This is a genomic window from Paracoccus sp. (in: a-proteobacteria) (assembly GCF_047973135.1).
In the GTDB taxonomy this organism is placed as follows: domain Bacteria; phylum Pseudomonadota; class Alphaproteobacteria; order Rhodobacterales; family Rhodobacteraceae; genus Paracoccus.
In genome coordinates this window covers 1-16,956 of the sequence record NZ_JBKEBL010000195.1, presented here as the reverse complement: position 1 = coordinate 16,956, position 16,956 = coordinate 1, and the positions used below count along the sequence as shown (strand labels likewise).

The following is a 16,956-nucleotide window of genomic DNA, read 5'->3' as shown; positions in this document are numbered from 1 at the left end:
TGTCGTTTCTTCGATGCCGCCGCCGTGTCACAGCCTGCCGAACCGACCCGACTGGAAATCGGTGATCGCCTGCCGAATTTCGGCGTCGCTGTTCATCACGAAGGGGCCGTAGGCCGCAACGGGTTCGTCGATCGGCTGACCCGCCAGGATCAGCAGCTTGGCTGTGCTTGTGGCCTCGATCACAACCGCGCCGCCATCCTGCGACAGATGCGCGGTCGAGGGGCCGGACAGCCGCGTTCCGCCATTCAGCACGACATCGCCCGACAGGGCAACGACGATGACGTTGTACCCTTCGGGCGGGGTCAGTGTGACCACCTTGCCCGCGTTCAGCCGCAAATCCCAGACATCCAGCGGGGTAAAGGTCTTTGCCGGACCCTTCGCCCCCTCATACTCGCCCGCGATCACCCGCAGCGTGCCCGCACCGTCCGGCAGATCGACTGCGGGGATTTGCCCCGCCTCGATCCCCTGATAGCCGGGCGCGGCGGATTTGTCCTTTGCGGGCAGGTTCACCCAAAGCTGGACCATCTCGAAATCGCCGCCGCGCGCGGTGAAATCGTGGCTGTGAAACTCCTTGTGCAGGATGCCGTTGCCGGCGGTCATCCATTGCACATCGCCTTCGCGGATCACGCCGCCGCGCCCGGTGGAATCGCCATGCTCGACCTCGCCATCATAGACGATGGTGACGGTCTCGAACCCCTTGTGCGGGTGCACATCGACGCCACGCGGCCGGTCGGCCGGGTCAAAGCGATGCGGGCCGCCATAGTCGAGCATCAGGAAGGGCGAATGTTCCCGCCCGCCGGACATATGCGAAAACAGCGAACGAACGGGAAAGCCGTCGCCCACCCAGTGACCACGGGGCGCGGCAGAGGTGGATACGATCTTGCGCATCGAAAAGCTCCTTGCTGAGGGGGCGGACCAGCCGCCGTTGCCCGAAAGATGGTTGCAGACAGCGAAATCTCAAGCCTTGCGGCGTTCGGTTTTCCCGAACGCCGGTTCCGGGCGGCGTCGGCTTTTGTGGATGCATGAAGGATCGCACCGGATAGCTGACGAAAGCAAATCTGATGATCAAATTGGCTTCCGTCAGCTATAACAACGCATCTGCTACCGGTTCGCCGCAGGCTTTTGCAGGGGGTCCGGGGGGCGCACAGCCCCCCGGCCATCGCGGGACGCAAATCATCCGGCGGTGCCATCACGCCACGGATCCCGGCAGTGCGCGACGGCGCTACAGGGCCAGAGCGCCCCGTCCCCGGAATTTGCCGGGCGTTTCGCCCGCCCCGGCGGAACAGCCGTTGCGCGAACAGCCGATGCAGCGCCTCCGCAGCCCGCGCCTGCGGGTATGTCACCATACCGCCGGCACTACTGGCGCGAGGCCCCGCGAAGATGCAGGTTCAGGCTCATGCCCGTGGTGTGCAGCCCGCCACTGCGGCCCGAAATTACCAGTGAGGAGGAGAACGTCATGCGGAACGTCACCGTGGACAATGTCACCGATACCGTCATCAGATCGCTTGGCCAGCACCAGCAGATCCCGGCACGCCAGCGCGAGATCATGGAATCGCTGATCCGGCATCTGCACGGCTTTTGCAAGGAAGTGAACCTGAACCACAGCGAATTTCTTGTCGCCTGCGATTTCCTTGGCCGGGCGGGCGCGATCTGTTCGGACAAGCGGCAGGAATTCATCCTTCTGGCCGATATTCTGGGCGTCGAGGTTCTGGTGGACATGCTGTCGAACCCCGTTGCGGGGAACGAGACCATTTCGACCGTGCTTGGCCCGTTCTTCCGCGAGAATGCGCCGGTCATGCCCAAGGGGGCTTCGACCGTGCAGAAGGAATTCGAGGGTCAGGAAACTGTCTATGTCGAAGGTTACATCCGCGACATGGATGGCAATCCCGTCGCCGGTGCGGTTATCGATGTCTGGGAGGATGCGCCCAACGGGCTTTACGAGAACCACGATCCCGGCCAGCCGGACTACAACCTGCGCGGCCGGTTCGAAAGCGACGAGAATGGCCACTACGCCTTTCGCGGCATCCGCCCCGTGGCCTATCCGATCCCCGGCGATGAAACGGCGGGCGAGCTGATCCGCTTTATGGGCCATCACTGCATGCGTCCGGGTCATCTGCACATGATGGTCACGCGCGAGGGGTATCGTCCGCTGATCTCGCAGATTTTCGATTCCGAAAGCGCGCATCTGGATGACGATTCCGTCTTTGCGGTGAAAGAGGAACTGATCGGCGAATTCCGCAAGGCCCCCGAGGGTGCCGATACCGATCTGGTCCTGCGTTTCGACTTTGTTTTGCCCCGGACCGAGGCCGCACGTGTCGCCGCCGAGTGAACGGCAACCGTCCTGCCGCGCGTGTCAGCGTGCGGCAGGGCCCCCGCCCGCACCGGAAATCACCCCGGGAAGCACCGGAAAAGGAGCCTGAACGTGAATACTCCCGGCAACAGCGAACTGGCCTTTGTGGCGGATCCGCAAGAGATCCGGCCCGGACATTCGGTCGCGGCGGTCGAGACGCTGATCGTCGATGTTCCCACGATCCGCAAGCATCGCCTGTCCAATACCGAGGTCAGCTTTCAGTCCTATGTGATTGTCCGCGTCGTGCTGGCCGATGGCACCGAAGGCTATGGCGAGGCGGCGACGCTGGGCGGTCCGCGTTGGGCCGAAGAAAGCGTCGAGGCGATCAAGGCGAATATCGACAGCTATCTTGCCCCCGCCGTTCTGGGCCATTCCGCGCTGGCCTTTGAGGCGAACAATCTGGCCATGCAGAAATCGGCCAGCCGCAACAACTCGGCCCGCGGGGCGGTGGATAGCGCGTTGTTCGACGCGGCGGGCAAATCGCTGGGGCTGCCGGTCAGTCAGCTTCTGGGTGGTACGGTTCGTGACCGGATCGAGGTTCTGTGGGCGCTGGCCTCGGGCGATGCCGATCAGGAAATCGAAGAGGCCCGCGCCCGGCTTGCGGCGCGTCAGCACCGGCGCTTCAAGATCAAGCTGGGTTTTCACGCGCCCGCCGATGACATGGCCCGTCTGCAGCGGATCGTCGAGGCATTGCCCGGCTGTGAAATCGTCTGCGACGTCAATCAGGGCTGGTCCGAGGCGGTGGCGATCCGCTTTCTGCCGCGCCTGGCTGAACTGGGCGTGGTGCTGATCGAACAACCGCTGCGCCCCGGCCTTGTCGAGGCCACCGCCCGGATTGCCGCCCGCAGTACCGTTCCAATCATGACCGACGAGGCCGCCTTCACCGGCCCCGAGATCGTCGCACAGGCGACCGCCGCCGCCGGCAGCGTCTATTCGCTGAAGCTGGTCAAAAGCGGCGGGTTGATCGAGATGAAGCGAGCGGCGGGCATCGCCTCGGCTTGCGGGCTGGAACTTTACGGCGGCTGTCTGCTGGAAACCGGTATCGGCGCCGCCGCGCATCTGGCCCTGTTCCGGACGTTGCCCCGGCTGGAATGGGGTTGCGAACATTTCGGTCCGCGGATCGTCAGGACCGACCTGACCAATGGCGAGATCCTGTTCCGCGATTTCCATATCCACTGCCCCGATGGGCCGGGCCTTGGCGTGACGGTCAACCGGGACGCGCTGCGTTCGCTGGCGCGGAAGGCGTGATCATGGCGCTGCTGCACTGGTCTCCGCGATCGCCCTATGTCCGCAAGGTCATGGTCGCGCTGCATGAAAAGGGGCTGGCCGATAGCGTCCGCACGATGCGGACCCATGCCGACCCGATGATCCCGCACCGGGATTTGATGCGGATCAACCCGCTGTCCAAGATCCCCACGCTGGAGCTGGAGGACGGCACTGTCCTGTTCGACAGCCATGTGATCTGCCATTGGGCGGACCGTACCGGCCCTTCGGGGCCGGTGCTGTTTCCGCAGGACCAACTGGCCGAACGCGACGAGGCGCTTGGGACCGGGCTGCTGGACATTGCGCTGCCCTGGCTGGTCGAACGCAACATGCGCCCCGAGGCGCAGCGCTCGGATGCCATGATCGATGTCTATCACAGCAAGGTGATGCGCATTGCCGACTGGCTGGAGGGCCACGTCACCGCGCTGCGGGAAAGGCGGTTCGATATTGGCCATCTCAGCATCGGGGTGGCGCTGTGTTATCTGGATTTCCGCTTTGGCACGCTTGACTGGCGCAGGGACCGGCCCCGGCTGGCTGACTGGCACGAGGGGTTCTGTGCGCGGCCATCGGTTCAGGCCACCGCCTTTCGTGATGACCCGCGACCGGTCTAACCCGGCGCGGTGCGGGCGAATTTGCGGGTGACTTCCAGAAAATTCATCACCTGCGGCGCGCGATTGTCCAGCCGCGCATGGACTGTCAGCCCGGTGCCCGGATTGTCGCCCGTATAGGGCCGGTAGGTGACGCCGGGCCGTTGCGTTCCGGCCACGGTTTCCGGCACCACCGACAACCCCACCCCAACCGAGACCAGCGAGATCGCGCTTTGAAAATCCTGTGTCAGTTCCAGTCCCGCCGGGGTGAACCCCTCGCGTTCGCAGATCCCAAGGATCACATCGGCATAGCTGGGGCGGGGATGGCGCGGGTACAGGATGAAGGTCTGATCATCCAGATCGGCAAAGCGGATTTCGGACCGGCTGGCAAGGGGCGAGTTGTCGGGCAGCGCCAGGATCAGCTTTTCGCGGTACAGCGGTACGCGCCGGAATTCATCGTCGCGCAGCTCGGGGCGGGCGACGGCGATGTCGATCTCGCGCTGAACCAGCGCCCGCTGCAATTCGGCATTGTTCATCGCCGACAGCGCCAGTTCAACCGCCGGATAGTACGAGCGGAAGGATTTGATCAGCGAAGGCAGCACCCCGTGCGAGGCGGATCCGACAAAGGCGATCCGCAACCGTCCCGCGCCGCCAGACCCGACTGCCCGCGTCTCGCGCGTGGCGGCGTCGATTCGGTCGAGGATCTGGCGGGCATGGGTTTGCAGCACCTCGCCGGCCTGGGTCAGGCGAATCTGGCTGCGGCTGCGGTCGAACAGTTGTACCTCAAGATCGGTCTCAAGCACCGCGATCTGCCGTGACAGAGGCGGTTGCGCCATGTCCAGCCGCGCCGCCGCCCGGCCAAAATGCAGCTCTTCTGCTACTGCAAGGAAATATTTCAGCCGCCGAATCTCCATCCTCGTTCCTCTGCTGGTCGTTAAACTGGCTTGAGGGCGTATATACCGGTATCTGATACCTTTTAGGTATCAGATAGGACGACATGCAGATGGTGCAGCGGATCAGGTCAGGCGCAAGCGGGCGCAGAAGTCCAGAAAGTGCCGCATCGCCCCGGTCATCAGCTTGCCCGAAGGATAGACCAGATGGACCGGCAGGTTGTTCACGCTATATTCGGGCATCAGCCGGGCCAGCCTGCCGCTTGTCAGATCTTCGGTGATGGCCAGTTCCGGCATCAGGGTGATTCCCCGGCCGTTGATGGCCATGGAATGCAACATGTCCGAATTGTTCGACGAAAAGACCGGCTGGATTTTCTGATAGATAATCTCGCCATTCTGGCGCAGAGGCCAGGTCTCGGCACCGCGCAGATTGGTATAGTGCAGGCAATCGTGATGCAGCAGGTCGGCGGGTTTCTGCGGCTGGCCGCGCCGGGCGATATAGTCGGGCGAAGCGACCATCACGATCATCGCATCGTGCAGATGGATGGCGTACATCGTCGAATCGGCCAGATCGCCGATCCGGACCACCGCATCGAACCCGTCGCCCACGACTTCGGCGGTGCCATCGTCCAGCACCATTTCCAGCCGTATGCCGGGATATTCTTCCATGAAGCGCAGCAGATGCGGTTGCAGAATCTTCAGCGTATAAGAGATGGGTGCCCCGATCTTCAGCACCCCGGCGGGATTGCCTGCGGCCGTCCGGACGGAGTCATTGGCGATGTCCAGCCGGTCAAGCACCTCGCGGATATTGTCACCATATTCCAGCCCCAGCGCGGTCGGACGTACCGACCGGGTGGTGCGGTTCAGCAGGCGCGTGCCCAGATCGGCCTCAAGATCGGCGACATGCTTGCTGCACATGCTGCGCGAGATGCCAAGTCGCCGGGCCGCAGCCGCAAAGCTTCCCTCCTCAATGACCGCGACGAAAGTGCGTAGAGCGGGAATATCCATCTGTCCATCTGGGATCGTGTTGAAACCTGTAACACCGACCTTGGGAAAGGCCAGCCACCATGTGCCGGGAGCGACACGAAAAACGCCTTCCCGATGCAGGAAGGCGGCATCCATATGGAAAGATTGGGGTCTGGGGACGTGATCTTCAAGAGGCGCCCGGACTGACCCGGACGCCTCGGCGGATTTTGCTCACCGTTCATAGACCAGCGCGCTGCGCTCGGCCGAAGGAAAGTTGGTGACGGTGATCATGTCGCCGGGTTTGAGGCCGGCGCGATGCAATTCGGTGGCGGTCATCACGGAATCGGCGCGGACCTCGACGGTCTCCAGTGCCTGCCCCGGCTGCGCCGCGGGACCGGACCGGTCCGGCAGCCCGTCGAAATTCGCGGCTGCGGCAGCTCCTGCTGTCAGACCCAGAGCAATCAAAGCAACTGCAACGTGTTTCATGACATTTAACCTTTCTTTGAGGGGTGTGACGTAACGTCTCGTCTCATCAGAAATAGGGATGTGGATAACCGACAATTAGATGTAATTTGTCGCTTTCTCTGTTCGAGATGATGGGACAATCACAGATTGTTGCCCGTCTTGACGGCGTCAATTTATATTAACTCTGTCAGGCATTTGTCGAAATCGTGATCGGCAGAGGGTTAGCGCGGCGCATCGCGACAGTTTGGCGGCGGTATTAAACAACCACAACGGGAAAGACTTGTGCCGTGAAACCCAAATGTTCAAAGCTCATCATGGGGAAGTCGCCTCCTAAAAACTGTACCGAATGACCCGAATTCAGCAACCGTCGCGCAGGGCCTTGAGGCAGGACCGCGTTGACAGAAACGTGAAATCGGCTATCGTGAACCAATCACGAATTGGTACAGATGTATGGATACAGGTTTATCGGATCCGGAAAACACGCTGCTACGGCTTGACGATCTGACTTTGCGGGTGCGCGGGCATTCCGCGCCTTTGCTGGATTCCCTGTCCTTTTCCGTCGCGCGTGGTGAAACCCTGTGCATCGTGGGTGAATCCGGTTGCGGCAAAAGCCTGACCTCGCTGGCGGTCATGGGGCTGCTGGCTCCGGGGCTGAATGCCGGGGTTCAGGGCAGGCTGACTTTCGAGGGTGCCGAAATCGACATGCGCGATCACGCGGCGCTGGCCCGATTGCGGGGGCGTCGGATCGGGATGATCTTTCAGGAACCGATGTCCAGCCTGAACCCCGCCTATCGCGTCGGCGACCAGATCGCCGAGGCGTGGCGGCAGCACAATTCCGGCGATGGCAAGGTGCAGGCGCTGGATATGCTGCGTCTGGTCGGCATTCCGGCGCCGGAACGGCGGATGCGCGACTATCCGCATCAGATGTCGGGCGGCATGCGGCAGCGGGTGATGATCGCGATGGCGCTGGTCAACAACCCGGCGCTGCTGATCGCCGATGAACCCACGACCGCGCTGGACGTCACCATTCAGGCCCAGATCCTGCGGCTGATCGCCCGGCTTCAGGCCGAACGCGACATGGGCACGATCATGATCACGCATGATCTTGGCGTCGTGGCCGAGGTGGCGACGCGGGTGGCGGTGATGTATGCGGGCCGCATCGTGGAAACCGGCCCCGTCGATGCGATCTTCGCCGATCCGCAACACCCCTATACCATCGGGCTGATGTCCTCGATCCCGGCGCTGAGTGGTCCCCGCGACCGGCTGGCGACGGTTCCGGGGATCGTGCCCTCGATCGAGACCATGCCCGATGGTTGCCGCTTTTCGACGCGCTGCCCCTTTACCGCCGCGCCCTGCCGCGGCACCGCCCCGCCGCTGGCCCGGCTGGCCCCCGGCCATGCCGCCGCCTGCCATTTCGCGCCGCTGGACCAGAACCTGACAGGTGCCGCATGAGCCATGACATCGTCGAGGCCATCCGCCTGACCAAGCGGTTCGAGATCGGCGGCGGGTTTCTCAAAACGCCCCGGCTGCTGCATGCCGTGGACGGCGTCTCGTTGTCTGTGCGCGAGGGTGAAACCTTTGCCATCGTCGGCGAATCCGGCTGCGGGAAATCGACGCTGGCGCGGCTGTTGATGCGCCTGCTGGAACCGACATCGGGGCAGATCCTGATCGACGGGCGCGACATTGCCGGGGCCTCGGGGGCACAGTTGCAGCAGTTGCGGCGTGACGTGCAGTTCATCTTTCAGGATCCGTTCTCGTCGCTGAACCCGCGGCTGACGGTGGCGCGGCTGGTGGCCGAGCCGCTGGAGGCGCATCGCCGCGATATGAACGCCCGCCAGCGCCGGGCCGAGGTCGCGCGGCTGCTGCAACAGGTCGGGCTGCGGCCCGAGCATATGGACCGCTATCCGCATGAATTTTCCGGCGGCCAGCGGCAACGCATCGGCATTGCCCGCGCGCTGGCCTCGGGGCCTCGGGTGTTGATCGGCGACGAACCGGTCAGCGCGCTGGATGTCAGCGTTCAGGCCCAGGTGGTCAACCTGCTTTCGGATCTGCGCGACAGTCTTGGTCTGACACTGATCGTCATCGCCCATGATCTTGCGATCATTCGCCAGATAAGCGATCGCGTGGCGGTGATGTATCTGGGCCGCGTGATCGAGACGGGGCCGACCGATCAGGTCTTTGCGCGGCCCCGCCATCCCTATACCCGCACGCTGCTGGCCGCGATTCCGGGCAGTCAGCGCGACGATGACGCTGTGCCGGGCGAAACGCCCAGTCCCATCGACCCGCCCTCGGGCTGTCATTTCCGCGCCCGCTGCCCCCATGCGCAGGATCGCTGTGCCACCACCCGCCCGCTGGTCGAAGAGACCGGCGACGGAGCCGAGGTTGCCTGCCTGCGCTGGCGCGAGATCGACGGCCCGCCCGCCGCGCTGCCCGCGCCCCCGGACCGGACCCCCGCCGCCGGGGCGCGGTTCCGGCTGTATCGTCAGGCGCTGGCAGGAACCCATGACAAACGGAACCAACAGGAGATTGCAGAATGAACACCGGCAGAATGCTTTTGCTTGCCGCCTTGCTGGGTGGAACGGCTCTTGGTGCTCAGGCCCAGACCCTGCGGATCGGGTTGGAAAGCGACCCCGACGCGCTGGACCCCGACCGCAGCCGAACCTTCGTTGGCCGCATCGTGTTCACCGCGCTGTGCGACAAGCTGATCGATGTTACCGCCGATCTGCAACTGGTGCCGCAACTGGCGACCGAATGGTCCTTCAGCGAGGATGGCAAGCTGCTGGACATGACCCTGCGCGAGGGGGTGGTGTTTCATGACGGCACCCCCTTTGACGCCGAGGCGGTCAAGGCGAATATCGAACGTTCGCAGATGCTTGAGGACAGTGTCCGCAAATCGGAAATCAGTTCCATCGAATCGGTCGAGGTGGTGGACCCTACCCATATCCGCATGCACCTGTCCGCCGCCGACGCGCCGCTGCTGGCGCAACTGGCTGATCGTGCGGGCATGATGCTGTCGCCGGCCGGCTTTGCGGGCGATGTGGCCGCGAACCCGGTCTGCTCGGGGCCGTTCAAATTCAAAAGCCGCGTCGCGCAGGACAAGATCGAGCTTGAGAAATTCGCCGGTTACTGGAATGCCGACGCGATCAGCGTTGATGCTGTCACCTATCTGCCGATCCCGGATTCGACCGTGCGGCTGGCCAATCTGCAATCGGGCGATCTGGATCTGATCAACCGGCTGGCGGCGACCGATGCCCCGACGGTCGAGGCCGATTCCAGGCTGACCTTCGCCAAGGCGGACGGGTTGGGTTATCAGGGGATCACCTTCAACACGATGAACGGGACGCAGGCCGACAACCCATTCGGCAAGGACGCCCGCCTGCGTCAGGCCCTGTCGTTGTCCATCGACCGTCAGGCGATCAGTCAGGTGGTCTTTTCCGGGCTGAACGCGCCCGCCAGCCAGTTCGTGCCCGCCGCAAGTCCCTATTACGACCCCGCCTTCCCGGTGGTCGCCCGTGATGTCGGGAAGGCCAAAGCGCTGATGGCCGAGGCCGGTTATCCCGACGGGCTGACGCTGGACCTGCAATTCCCGAACCGGCCCGAAAGCCAGCAGGTCGTGCAGATGATTCAGGCCATGGCCGCCGAGGCGGGGATCAGCATCAACCTGATTGCCAAGGAATTTGCGACGCAACTGGCCGATCAGAAGGCGGGCGATTTTCAGGCCAGTCAGGTCGGCTGGTCGGGCCGGATCGACCCTGACGGCAATCTTTACGGCTTCGTGACGACCGGGGGCGGCTTTAACGACGGGAAATATTCCAACCCCGACCTTGACCGCGTCCTTGCCGAAGCGCGCACCCGGAACGATGAGGCGGCGCGCAAGGATTTGTATCATCAGGCCAATGTGATCCTGAACGCGGAACTGCCGCTGTTCTATCTGTATCATCTGGACTGGCTCTATGGCGTCTCGAACCGGGTGCAGGGCTTTACGGCTACGCCTGACGGAATGATCCGCCTTGAGGGCGTGACCCTGACCGAATGATGTGACCATGGGGCCGGGTGCATCGCCGCCCGGCCCGTTCCGACCCGAGCCGCAGAGAACCCCATGTTGTCTTACCTTGTCCGACGCATCCTGATCTCGATTCCCACGCTGATCCTGATCACGGTCTTTGTCTTTGCGCTGCAAAAGATGCTGCCCGGAGACCCGGTTCTGGCCCTTGCGGGCGAGGATCGCGACCCCGAGACGCTGGAACGGCTGCGCGATCTGTACCACCTGAACGATCCGCTGTGGGTGCAGTATCTGATCTGGGCCAAGGGGGTGGTGCAGGGCGATCTGGGCATGTCAGTGCGCACGGGTGTGCCCGTCGGCGAGATGATCCTGTCCAAGTTGCCCGTCACCATCCAGCTTGCCGTCATGTCGATGATCTTTGCTGCGCTGATCGGCATTCCTGCCGGCATCGTCTCGGCGGTGCGCAAGGGGACGGTCACGGATTACCTGGCCAATGTCGTGGCGCTGTCGGGGCTGTCGATTCCGAATTTCTGGCTGGGGATCATGCTGATCCTGCTGGTTTCGGTGAAATGGAACCTGCTGCCCGCATCCGGCTATGTTCCTCCCCTGGAAGATTTATGGCAGTCGATCCGGACAATGCTGATGCCCGCCTTCGTGCTGGGAACGGGGCTTGCGGCATCGCTGATGCGGCATACGCGCTCGGCCATGCTGGGGGTGATGCGGCAGGATTACGTGCGCACGGCGCGCGCCAAGGGCCTGCCGGAACGCAAGGTCGTGCTGCGCCACGCCTTTCGCAATGCGCTGACCCCGGTTGTCACCCTGTCCGCGCTGCTGTTCGGCGAACTGATCGCCGGGGCCGTCCTGACCGAGCAGATTTTCACCATTCCCGGTTTCGGCAAGATGGTGGTCGATGCCGTGTTCAGCCGCGATTACGCCGTCGTGCAGGCCGTGGTGCTGGTGACGGCGCTGGGGTTCATCCTGATGAACCTGCTGGCCGATACCGCCAACGCGCTGCTGAACCCGCGCCTGAGGTTAAGCTGATGTCCGATGCCGCAACCGATCCCGTTCCGCCGCGCGCGAAAAGCCGGGTCTGGCGCAAGCTGCGCGCGCATCGTACCGCCATGTTCGGCGCGGGGCTGGTAGCCGTTTTCGTTGCGCTGGCGCTGGCTGCCCCGGTTCTGCCCATCGCCGACCCCGCCGCGACCGATTGGGGCGCGATCCGGCAGGCCCCTTCGGCGGCGCATTGGCTGGGTACGGACGAACTGGGCCGGGATCAGTTCTCGCGCATGATCTGGGGGGCGCGGGCGTCCTTGCTGGCCGGTGTTGTGTCGGTGCTGATCGCGCTGGTCATCGGCGTGCCTCTGGGGATCGTTGCGGGCTATTTCGGCGGCTGGACCGACGCGGCGATTTCCCGCTGCACCGAGGCGCTGCTGTCGGTGCCGTTCCTGATCCTCGCCATTGCGCTGGCCTCATTCCTTGGCCCGTCGCTGACCAATGCGATGATCGCCATCGGCATCGCCGCGACGCCCGTGTTCATCCGCCTGACGCGCGGGCAGGCGATCAATGTCGCAGCCGAAGATTATGTCGAAAGCGCCCATGCCATCGGCCTGTCCACGCCGGTGATCCTTGCGCGCTATATTTTTCCCAATATCCTGCCGCCGGTTCTGGTGCAATCTACCCTGACCGTCGCAGGCGCGATCATCGCCGAGGCGTCGCTGTCCTTTCTGGGTCTGGGCCAGCAGCCGCCTGCGCCAAGCTGGGGGGCGATGCTGAACACGGCCAAGGGTTTCATGGTGCAGGCGCCATGGATGGCGCTGTGGCCGGGGATCGCGATTTTTCTTGTGGTGCTGGGGTTCAACCTGCTGGGCGACGGGCTGCGCGACGCGCTTGACCCCCGCGAAGACTGAGAGGCTAAGATGACAGATTTCACGACCCGCCCCGATATTCGTGGCACTTTCGGCACGGTTGCCTCGACGCACTGGATTGCCTCGGCGGTCGGCATGGCGATGCTGGAACGCGGCGGGAATGCCTTTGATGCGGCGGTCGCGACCGGGTTGGTCCTTCAGGTGGTCGAGCCGCATCTGAACGGTCCCGGCGGCGACCTGCCCGCCATCGTACATCTGGCCGACAGCGACCAGACCCGCGTGCTTTGCGCGCAGGGCACCGCCCCTCGGGGCGCGACGATGGACCATTACCGCAGCCATTTCGGCGAGGGGCTGATCCCCGGATCCGGGCTGCTGGCCACGGTCATTCCCGGCGCGTTCGATGGCTGGATGCTGATGCTGCGCGACCATGGCAGCATGGAGCCGTCCGAGGTCATGGCCCCCGCCATTGCCTATGCGCGCGACGGCCACCCGGTCCTGCCGCGCGTCGCGAACACGATCGCAGGCATTGCCGGGTTCTTTCGCGACGAATGGCCAAGCAGCGCGGCGACATGGATGCCGGGCGGTGTCGCGCCCAAGCCCTGGTCGTTGTTCCGCAACCCCGACCTGGCCACCGCGTATCAGCGTATCGTCGATGAGGCGCAGGGCGACACGCGCGAGGCGCGGATCGACGCGGCGCGCGCGATTTGGGCCGAGGGGTTCGTCGCCAACGCGATCTGCGACTATCTGGCCGATGCCTGCGTCATGGATGTCTCGGGCGCGGCGCATTCGGCTGTGCTGAGCCGCTCTGATCTGGCGGGCTGGCGGGCCGCGTGGGAACCGACGCTGAGCGTGGATTACCATGGCTGGACCGTCCACAAGACCCAAGCCTGGTCGCAGGGGCCGGTGCTGTTGCAGGCGCTGCAAATCCTGAAGCATTTCGATCTGTCGGCGATGGATCCGAATGGCGCCGATTTCGTCCATACCGTGACCGAGGCGATGAAGCTGGCCTATGCTGACCGCGAGGCATATTACGGCGATCCGGCCTTTTTCGACATTCCGATGGGACGGCTGCTGTCTGACGATTACGCCGCCGGGCGGGCTGCGCTGATCGGCCCGCGCGCCAGTCTGGAACAGCGTCCCGGACGCCTGCCGGGGCTGGAACATCTGGCCGAGGATGCGATCCGGCGCGCCGCCACCGACTTTCAGGCCGCGCGCGGTGCCAGCGCCGGAGAGCCGACCATGGCCCATCTGACAGAGCGGCGGGGCGATACAGTTCATCTGGATGTCATCGACCGCTGGGGCAACATGGTCAGCGCCACGCCTTCGGGCGGATGGCTGCAATCGAACCCGGTCGTGCCGGGCCTTGGCTTTCCGCTGAACAGCCGGGCGCAGATGTTCTGGCTGCGCGACGGTCTGCCCTCGTCCCTGCGTCCCGGCGCGCGCCCGCGCACGACGCTGACCCCGTCCATGGCGGAAAAGGACGGCACGCGCATTGCCTTTGGCACGCCGGGCGGCGATCAGCAGGACCAGTGGCAGTTGATCTGGTTCCTGCGCTACGTCAATCACGGCATCCCGATGCAACAGGGCATGGATTCCCCGTTGTTTCACAGCCTGCATTTTCAGGGCAGCTTTTACCCGCGCGAGGCCAGCCCCGGCGCGATGCTGGCAGAGCCGCATTTCGGCGACGAGGTCATCGCCGATCTGCGCGCGCGCGGTCACAAGGTCACGGTGGCCGAGCCATGGTCCATCGGCCGCCTGACGGCGGCGCGGCGCGAAGCCGACGGCATGCTGACGGCGGCGGCAACCCCCCGGTTGATGCAGGCTTATGCGGTGGGGCGGTAGGCGATGACATGGTCTCTGATCGCGCGGGACGGATCGGGTGCCATCGGCATTGCTGTCGCCACCCGCTTTTTTGCCTGCGGTTCGCTGGTCGTGCATATCGGACGGCGGGCAGCGGTGGCGACACAGGCCTTTGTCAACCCGGTCTGGGGAACCGAGGGGTTGACGCGGCTTGAGGCCGGGCAGGACGCCGCGACGGTGATTGCCGATCTTGCGGTTCGCGACGCGGGCGCGGCGCAGCGGCAGGCACATATGATCGACGCCCAGGGCCGCATAGCGGTGCATACGGGCAGCGACTGCGTGGACTGGGCGGGGCATCTGACCGGCGATGACTGGTCGGTGGCGGGCAACATGCTGGCCGGGCCGCAAGTCGTGGCCGAAACCGCGCAGGTCTTTGCCGAACGGCGCGATCTGGACCTGCCGCAGCGCATGCTGACCGCGATGGAGGCGGGCGAGGCCGCAGGCGGGGACAAGCGGGGCAGGCAGTCGGCGGCCCTGCGCATTCATCGCGGCGAGGCCCATCCCTGGCTGGACCTGCGCGCCGACGACCATTCCGATCCTCTGGCCGAATTGCGCCGCCTGCTGGCCGTGGCCGGGGAACGTTATCTGATCATGGCAAGGGCGCTGCCGACCGAGGCGCGCTTTTCCGGCGCGCCCGACCGCAGCGGTATCGACCGCGAGATCGCCGAGGCCGAGGAACGGCGGCGGGCCGAGGGACGTATCAGCGCCTCTTTCGCAACATCGGGGGCCTGATCCATGCAGGAAGTCGCCTCGTCTTTCGCGCTGCTGGAACTGGCCGCCGTCGCCGTTGGCGCGGGTATCGCGGGCGGTATCCTTGCCGGGCTGCTGGGGGTGGGCGGCGGCATCGTGATCGTGCCGGCGCTGTATTTCGCCCTGACGCTGGTGGGAATGGAGCCTGATCTGACCATGAAGGTCGCGGTTGGCACCTCGCTGGCCACCATCGTCTTTACCTCGCTGTCATCCGGCCTCGGTCATTACCGCAGGGGGGCCATCGACCTGGTCCTGCTGAAGCTGTGGGCACCCTCGATCCTGCTGGGTGTCGTCTGCGGCAGTCTGCTGGGGGGATATGTCTCGGGCCGGTTGCTGGTCGCGGTTTTTGCGAGTGTGGCGCTGATCGTCTCGGCGGACATGATCCTGCGCGGTGGCAAGGCGGAACCGCAGCCGAAATCCTTTTCCCGACCGGTCTGGGCGTTTTTCGGCGTGATCGCCGGGGCGCTGAGCGCGATGATGGGGATCGGAGGCGGAACCATCTGTGTGCCGCTGCTGAACTTTCTGGGCTATGACATCCGCCGCGCGGTGGGCACCTCGGCTGCCATCGGGTTTCTGATCGGCGTGCCCGGCGCGATCATCTATGCCGGGACCGGGCTGGGGGTTCAGGGGCTGCCGCCGCTGTCCCTGGGCTATGTCAATCTGGTCGCCGCTGCCGTGATCATCCCGCTGACCACGACCTTCTCGCAGCTTGGCGTCAGGCTGGCCCATTCGATCCCGCGCCGCGCGCTGAGGCTTTCCTTTGGCGCGTTTCTGCTGCTGACCTCGATCCGCATGTTCATCGACCTGCTGAAAGGATGAAAATGACGCGGGATGCCGACGAATTGTCCGGGGTTCTGGCAGCGCTGGAGCCCGTCCTGACCGAGGCCGCCAGTCAGGGCAGCGCGCGCTTGCCGCCGGAACGGGCGCTGGCCGAAAGGCTGGGCGTGCCGCGTCGCAGGCTGCGTCTGGCGCTGGATCACCTGCAACGGCGCGGCGTGATCTTTCGCCGCCACGGGCAGGGCACTTTCATCGCGCCGCCCCCGCATCCCGACCGGGGCCGCAACCGGCTGCTGGCCGGGCGCACCAGCCCCGAACAGGTGATGGATGTGCGCCTGCAAATCGAGCCGCATCTTGCCCAGCTTGCCGCCCGCTTTGCCACGGCCGAGGATCTGGAACAGCTGGAACGCCTGATGCGCAAGACGGTCGAGGCCCGTTCGGCCCGCGATTACGATCTTGCCGACGAGGTGTTCCATTTCCGCATCGCCGAACTGGCGGGGAATCCGCTGTTTCAGGAAATCTACGACCTGATCCGCGATCTGCGCCGCGATACCGGCTGGCGCGAAAGGCGCGAAAAAACTCACTCTCCGCAGGTCATCAGCGTGCTTGCGGAACAGCACCGGCGGATTTTCGACGCCATCGCCTCGCGCGATGAAGCCGCCGCCGGGGCCGAGCTCCGTCAGCATCTGGACTATGTCGCCCGCCGAATCCGCAGGCCTCCGGCATCGGAAGGCTAGTCCCTTGATTCAGCTTACTTGCGGATAGAGATGTATGAGTTTGACACGGGCGTCTTCGGTTGAGAATTGCCAGTTGACCTTTGCGTTTGCGGTGTTTCGGTTTCGGGTCCATGCACTGATTTGGGCGTCGAGCGTGGCCGGGTCCGGGATGCGCCGGTCGAGGCATTGCCTGGAAAGAACGCTGAGTTCACATTCAGCGATATTGAGCCAGGACCCGTGTATTGGGGTGAAATGCCATTCGAACCGTACTGCGATGCGGCGGGCCTCTGCGGGTGAGAACGCCTGATAGAGCGAGGCCGGTTTGTGGGTGTTGAGGTTGTCCTGCACCGGCACGATCTTTTCGGCATCCGGGAAATGGATGTCAGCCAGATCGCGCAGGATATGGGCATAGTCGACAGATCATCCCTCCACGGGTGCCAAGTCCGGCGCGCGCTTGGTTGTGG

17 protein-coding genes are annotated in these 16,956 nt (G+C 64.4%); 12 read left to right on the top strand and 5 right to left on the bottom strand.

What is annotated here, in order from left to right:
- Window positions 1-27: 27 nt before the first annotated feature.
- Window positions 28-888 (bottom strand): pirin family protein, encoded by an 861-nt coding sequence (locus ACK5L9_RS15110; protein WP_416912295.1) that lies wholly within the window; start codon window positions 886-888, stop codon window positions 28-30.
- A 568-nt stretch (window positions 889-1,456) separates the two neighbouring features.
- On the opposite strand from ACK5L9_RS15110, the gene ACK5L9_RS15105 reads away from it, so the two are divergent.
- The 3 genes from ACK5L9_RS15105 to ACK5L9_RS15095 all read left to right on the top strand — a co-directional run bounded on the left by ACK5L9_RS15105 (window position 1,457) and on the right by ACK5L9_RS15095 (window position 4,224).
- Entirely contained in the window at window positions 1,457-2,329 is an 873-nt protein-coding gene (locus tag ACK5L9_RS15105; RefSeq protein WP_416912294.1) for a dioxygenase, read from the top strand.
- 93 nt (window positions 2,330-2,422) lie between these two features.
- A complete protein-coding gene (locus ACK5L9_RS15100) occupies window positions 2,423-3,598 on the top strand; it encodes a muconate/chloromuconate family cycloisomerase (RefSeq protein ID WP_416912293.1) in 1,176 nt (391 codons plus the stop codon).
- A 2-nt stretch (window positions 3,599-3,600) separates the two neighbouring features.
- Window positions 3,601-4,224 (top strand): glutathione S-transferase family protein, encoded by a 624-nt coding sequence (locus ACK5L9_RS15095; RefSeq protein ID WP_416912292.1) that lies wholly within the window; start codon window positions 3,601-3,603, stop codon window positions 4,222-4,224.
- Here ACK5L9_RS15095 and ACK5L9_RS15090 read toward each other — a convergent pair.
- The 3 genes from ACK5L9_RS15090 to ACK5L9_RS15080 all read right to left on the bottom strand — a co-directional run bounded on the left by ACK5L9_RS15090 (window position 4,221) and on the right by ACK5L9_RS15080 (window position 6,542).
- A complete protein-coding gene (locus ACK5L9_RS15090) occupies window positions 4,221-5,114 on the bottom strand; it encodes a LysR substrate-binding domain-containing protein (protein WP_416912291.1) in 894 nt (297 codons plus the stop codon). The two genes, ACK5L9_RS15095 and ACK5L9_RS15090, sit on opposite strands and share 4 nt — an antisense overlap.
- A gap of 102 nt (window positions 5,115-5,216) precedes the next feature.
- The gene (locus ACK5L9_RS15085) at window positions 5,217-6,098 is read right to left on the bottom strand and encodes a LysR substrate-binding domain-containing protein (RefSeq protein ID WP_416912290.1); all 882 of its coding nucleotides are present in this window, start codon (window positions 6,096-6,098) and stop codon (window positions 5,217-5,219) included.
- Window positions 6,099-6,287: 189 nt separating this feature from the next.
- Window positions 6,288-6,542 (bottom strand): hypothetical protein, encoded by a 255-nt coding sequence (locus ACK5L9_RS15080; protein ID WP_416912289.1) that lies wholly within the window; start codon window positions 6,540-6,542, stop codon window positions 6,288-6,290.
- 429 nt (window positions 6,543-6,971) lie between these two features.
- Between ACK5L9_RS15080 and ACK5L9_RS15075 the strand changes: the two genes are divergently transcribed.
- The 9 genes from ACK5L9_RS15075 to ACK5L9_RS15035 all read left to right on the top strand — a co-directional run bounded on the left by ACK5L9_RS15075 (window position 6,972) and on the right by ACK5L9_RS15035 (window position 16,513).
- Window positions 6,972-7,973: an ABC transporter ATP-binding protein gene (locus tag ACK5L9_RS15075; RefSeq protein ID WP_416912288.1), complete on the top strand. Its 1,002-nt coding sequence runs from the start codon at window positions 6,972-6,974 to the stop codon at window positions 7,971-7,973.
- Window positions 7,970-9,058 carry an ABC transporter ATP-binding protein gene (locus ACK5L9_RS15070; protein WP_416912287.1) on the top strand — a complete coding sequence of 363 codons (1,089 nt, stop codon included), beginning with the start codon at window positions 7,970-7,972 and terminating at the stop codon, window positions 9,056-9,058. The genes ACK5L9_RS15075 and ACK5L9_RS15070 overlap by 4 nt, the downstream gene beginning before the upstream one ends.
- On the top strand, window positions 9,055-10,557 hold the full coding sequence (locus ACK5L9_RS15065) for an ABC transporter substrate-binding protein (protein ID WP_416912286.1): 1,503 nt from the start codon (window positions 9,055-9,057) through the stop codon (window positions 10,555-10,557). The genes ACK5L9_RS15070 and ACK5L9_RS15065 overlap by 4 nt, the downstream gene beginning before the upstream one ends.
- A gap of 63 nt (window positions 10,558-10,620) precedes the next feature.
- Window positions 10,621-11,565: an ABC transporter permease gene (locus ACK5L9_RS15060; RefSeq protein ID WP_416912285.1), complete on the top strand. Its 945-nt coding sequence runs from the start codon at window positions 10,621-10,623 to the stop codon at window positions 11,563-11,565.
- Entirely contained in the window at window positions 11,565-12,431 is an 867-nt protein-coding gene (locus ACK5L9_RS15055; RefSeq protein WP_416912284.1) for an ABC transporter permease, read from the top strand. Before ACK5L9_RS15060 ends, ACK5L9_RS15055 begins: the two co-directional genes overlap by 1 nt.
- A gap of 9 nt (window positions 12,432-12,440) precedes the next feature.
- The gene (locus ACK5L9_RS15050) at window positions 12,441-14,231 is read left to right on the top strand and encodes a gamma-glutamyltransferase family protein (protein ID WP_416912283.1); all 1,791 of its coding nucleotides are present in this window, start codon (window positions 12,441-12,443) and stop codon (window positions 14,229-14,231) included.
- Window positions 14,232-14,234: 3 nt separating this feature from the next.
- Entirely contained in the window at window positions 14,235-14,981 is a 747-nt protein-coding gene (locus tag ACK5L9_RS15045) for a DUF1028 domain-containing protein (RefSeq protein ID WP_416912282.1), read from the top strand.
- 3 nt (window positions 14,982-14,984) lie between these two features.
- Entirely contained in the window at window positions 14,985-15,818 is an 834-nt protein-coding gene (locus ACK5L9_RS15040) for a sulfite exporter TauE/SafE family protein (RefSeq protein ID WP_416912281.1), read from the top strand.
- Between the two features lie 2 nt (window positions 15,819-15,820).
- Window positions 15,821-16,513 (top strand): FadR/GntR family transcriptional regulator, encoded by a 693-nt coding sequence (locus ACK5L9_RS15035; RefSeq protein ID WP_416912280.1) that lies wholly within the window; start codon window positions 15,821-15,823, stop codon window positions 16,511-16,513.
- Between the two features lie 9 nt (window positions 16,514-16,522).
- Here ACK5L9_RS15035 and ACK5L9_RS15030 read toward each other — a convergent pair whose 3' ends face one another.
- Window positions 16,523-16,891: a transposase gene (locus tag ACK5L9_RS15030; protein ID WP_416912351.1), complete on the bottom strand. Its 369-nt coding sequence runs from the start codon at window positions 16,889-16,891 to the stop codon at window positions 16,523-16,525.
- Window positions 16,892-16,956: the final 65 nt, after the last annotated feature.

What these genes read in the sequence shown, in the direction of transcription:
- ACK5L9_RS15110 (WP_416912295.1), bottom strand. Translation starts at nt 888, where the DNA reads ATGCGCAAGATCGTATCCACCTCTGCCGCGCCCCGTGGTCACTGGGTG.
- ACK5L9_RS15105 (WP_416912294.1), top strand. Translation starts at nt 1,457, where the DNA reads ATGCGGAACGTCACCGTGGACAATGTCACCGATACCGTCATCAGATCG.
- ACK5L9_RS15095 (WP_416912292.1), top strand. Translation starts at nt 3,601, where the DNA reads ATGGCGCTGCTGCACTGGTCTCCGCGATCGCCCTATGTCCGCAAGGTC.
- ACK5L9_RS15090 (WP_416912291.1), bottom strand. Translation starts at nt 5,114, where the DNA reads ATGGAGATTCGGCGGCTGAAATATTTCCTTGCAGTAGCAGAAGAGCTG.
- ACK5L9_RS15085 (WP_416912290.1), bottom strand. Translation starts at nt 6,098, where the DNA reads ATGGATATTCCCGCTCTACGCACTTTCGTCGCGGTCATTGAGGAGGGA.
- ACK5L9_RS15080 (WP_416912289.1), bottom strand. Translation starts at nt 6,542, where the DNA reads ATGAAACACGTTGCAGTTGCTTTGATTGCTCTGGGTCTGACAGCAGGA.
- ACK5L9_RS15075 (WP_416912288.1), top strand. Translation starts at nt 6,972, where the DNA reads ATGGATACAGGTTTATCGGATCCGGAAAACACGCTGCTACGGCTTGAC.
- ACK5L9_RS15070 (WP_416912287.1), top strand. Translation starts at nt 7,970, where the DNA reads ATGAGCCATGACATCGTCGAGGCCATCCGCCTGACCAAGCGGTTCGAG.
- ACK5L9_RS15065 (WP_416912286.1), top strand. Translation starts at nt 9,055, where the DNA reads ATGAACACCGGCAGAATGCTTTTGCTTGCCGCCTTGCTGGGTGGAACG.
- ACK5L9_RS15060 (WP_416912285.1), top strand. Translation starts at nt 10,621, where the DNA reads ATGTTGTCTTACCTTGTCCGACGCATCCTGATCTCGATTCCCACGCTG.
- ACK5L9_RS15055 (WP_416912284.1), top strand. Translation starts at nt 11,565, where the DNA reads ATGTCCGATGCCGCAACCGATCCCGTTCCGCCGCGCGCGAAAAGCCGG.
- ACK5L9_RS15050 (WP_416912283.1), top strand. Translation starts at nt 12,441, where the DNA reads ATGACAGATTTCACGACCCGCCCCGATATTCGTGGCACTTTCGGCACG.
- ACK5L9_RS15045 (WP_416912282.1), top strand. Translation starts at nt 14,235, where the DNA reads ATGACATGGTCTCTGATCGCGCGGGACGGATCGGGTGCCATCGGCATT.
- ACK5L9_RS15040 (WP_416912281.1), top strand. Translation starts at nt 14,985, where the DNA reads ATGCAGGAAGTCGCCTCGTCTTTCGCGCTGCTGGAACTGGCCGCCGTC.
- ACK5L9_RS15035 (WP_416912280.1), top strand. Translation starts at nt 15,821, where the DNA reads ATGACGCGGGATGCCGACGAATTGTCCGGGGTTCTGGCAGCGCTGGAG.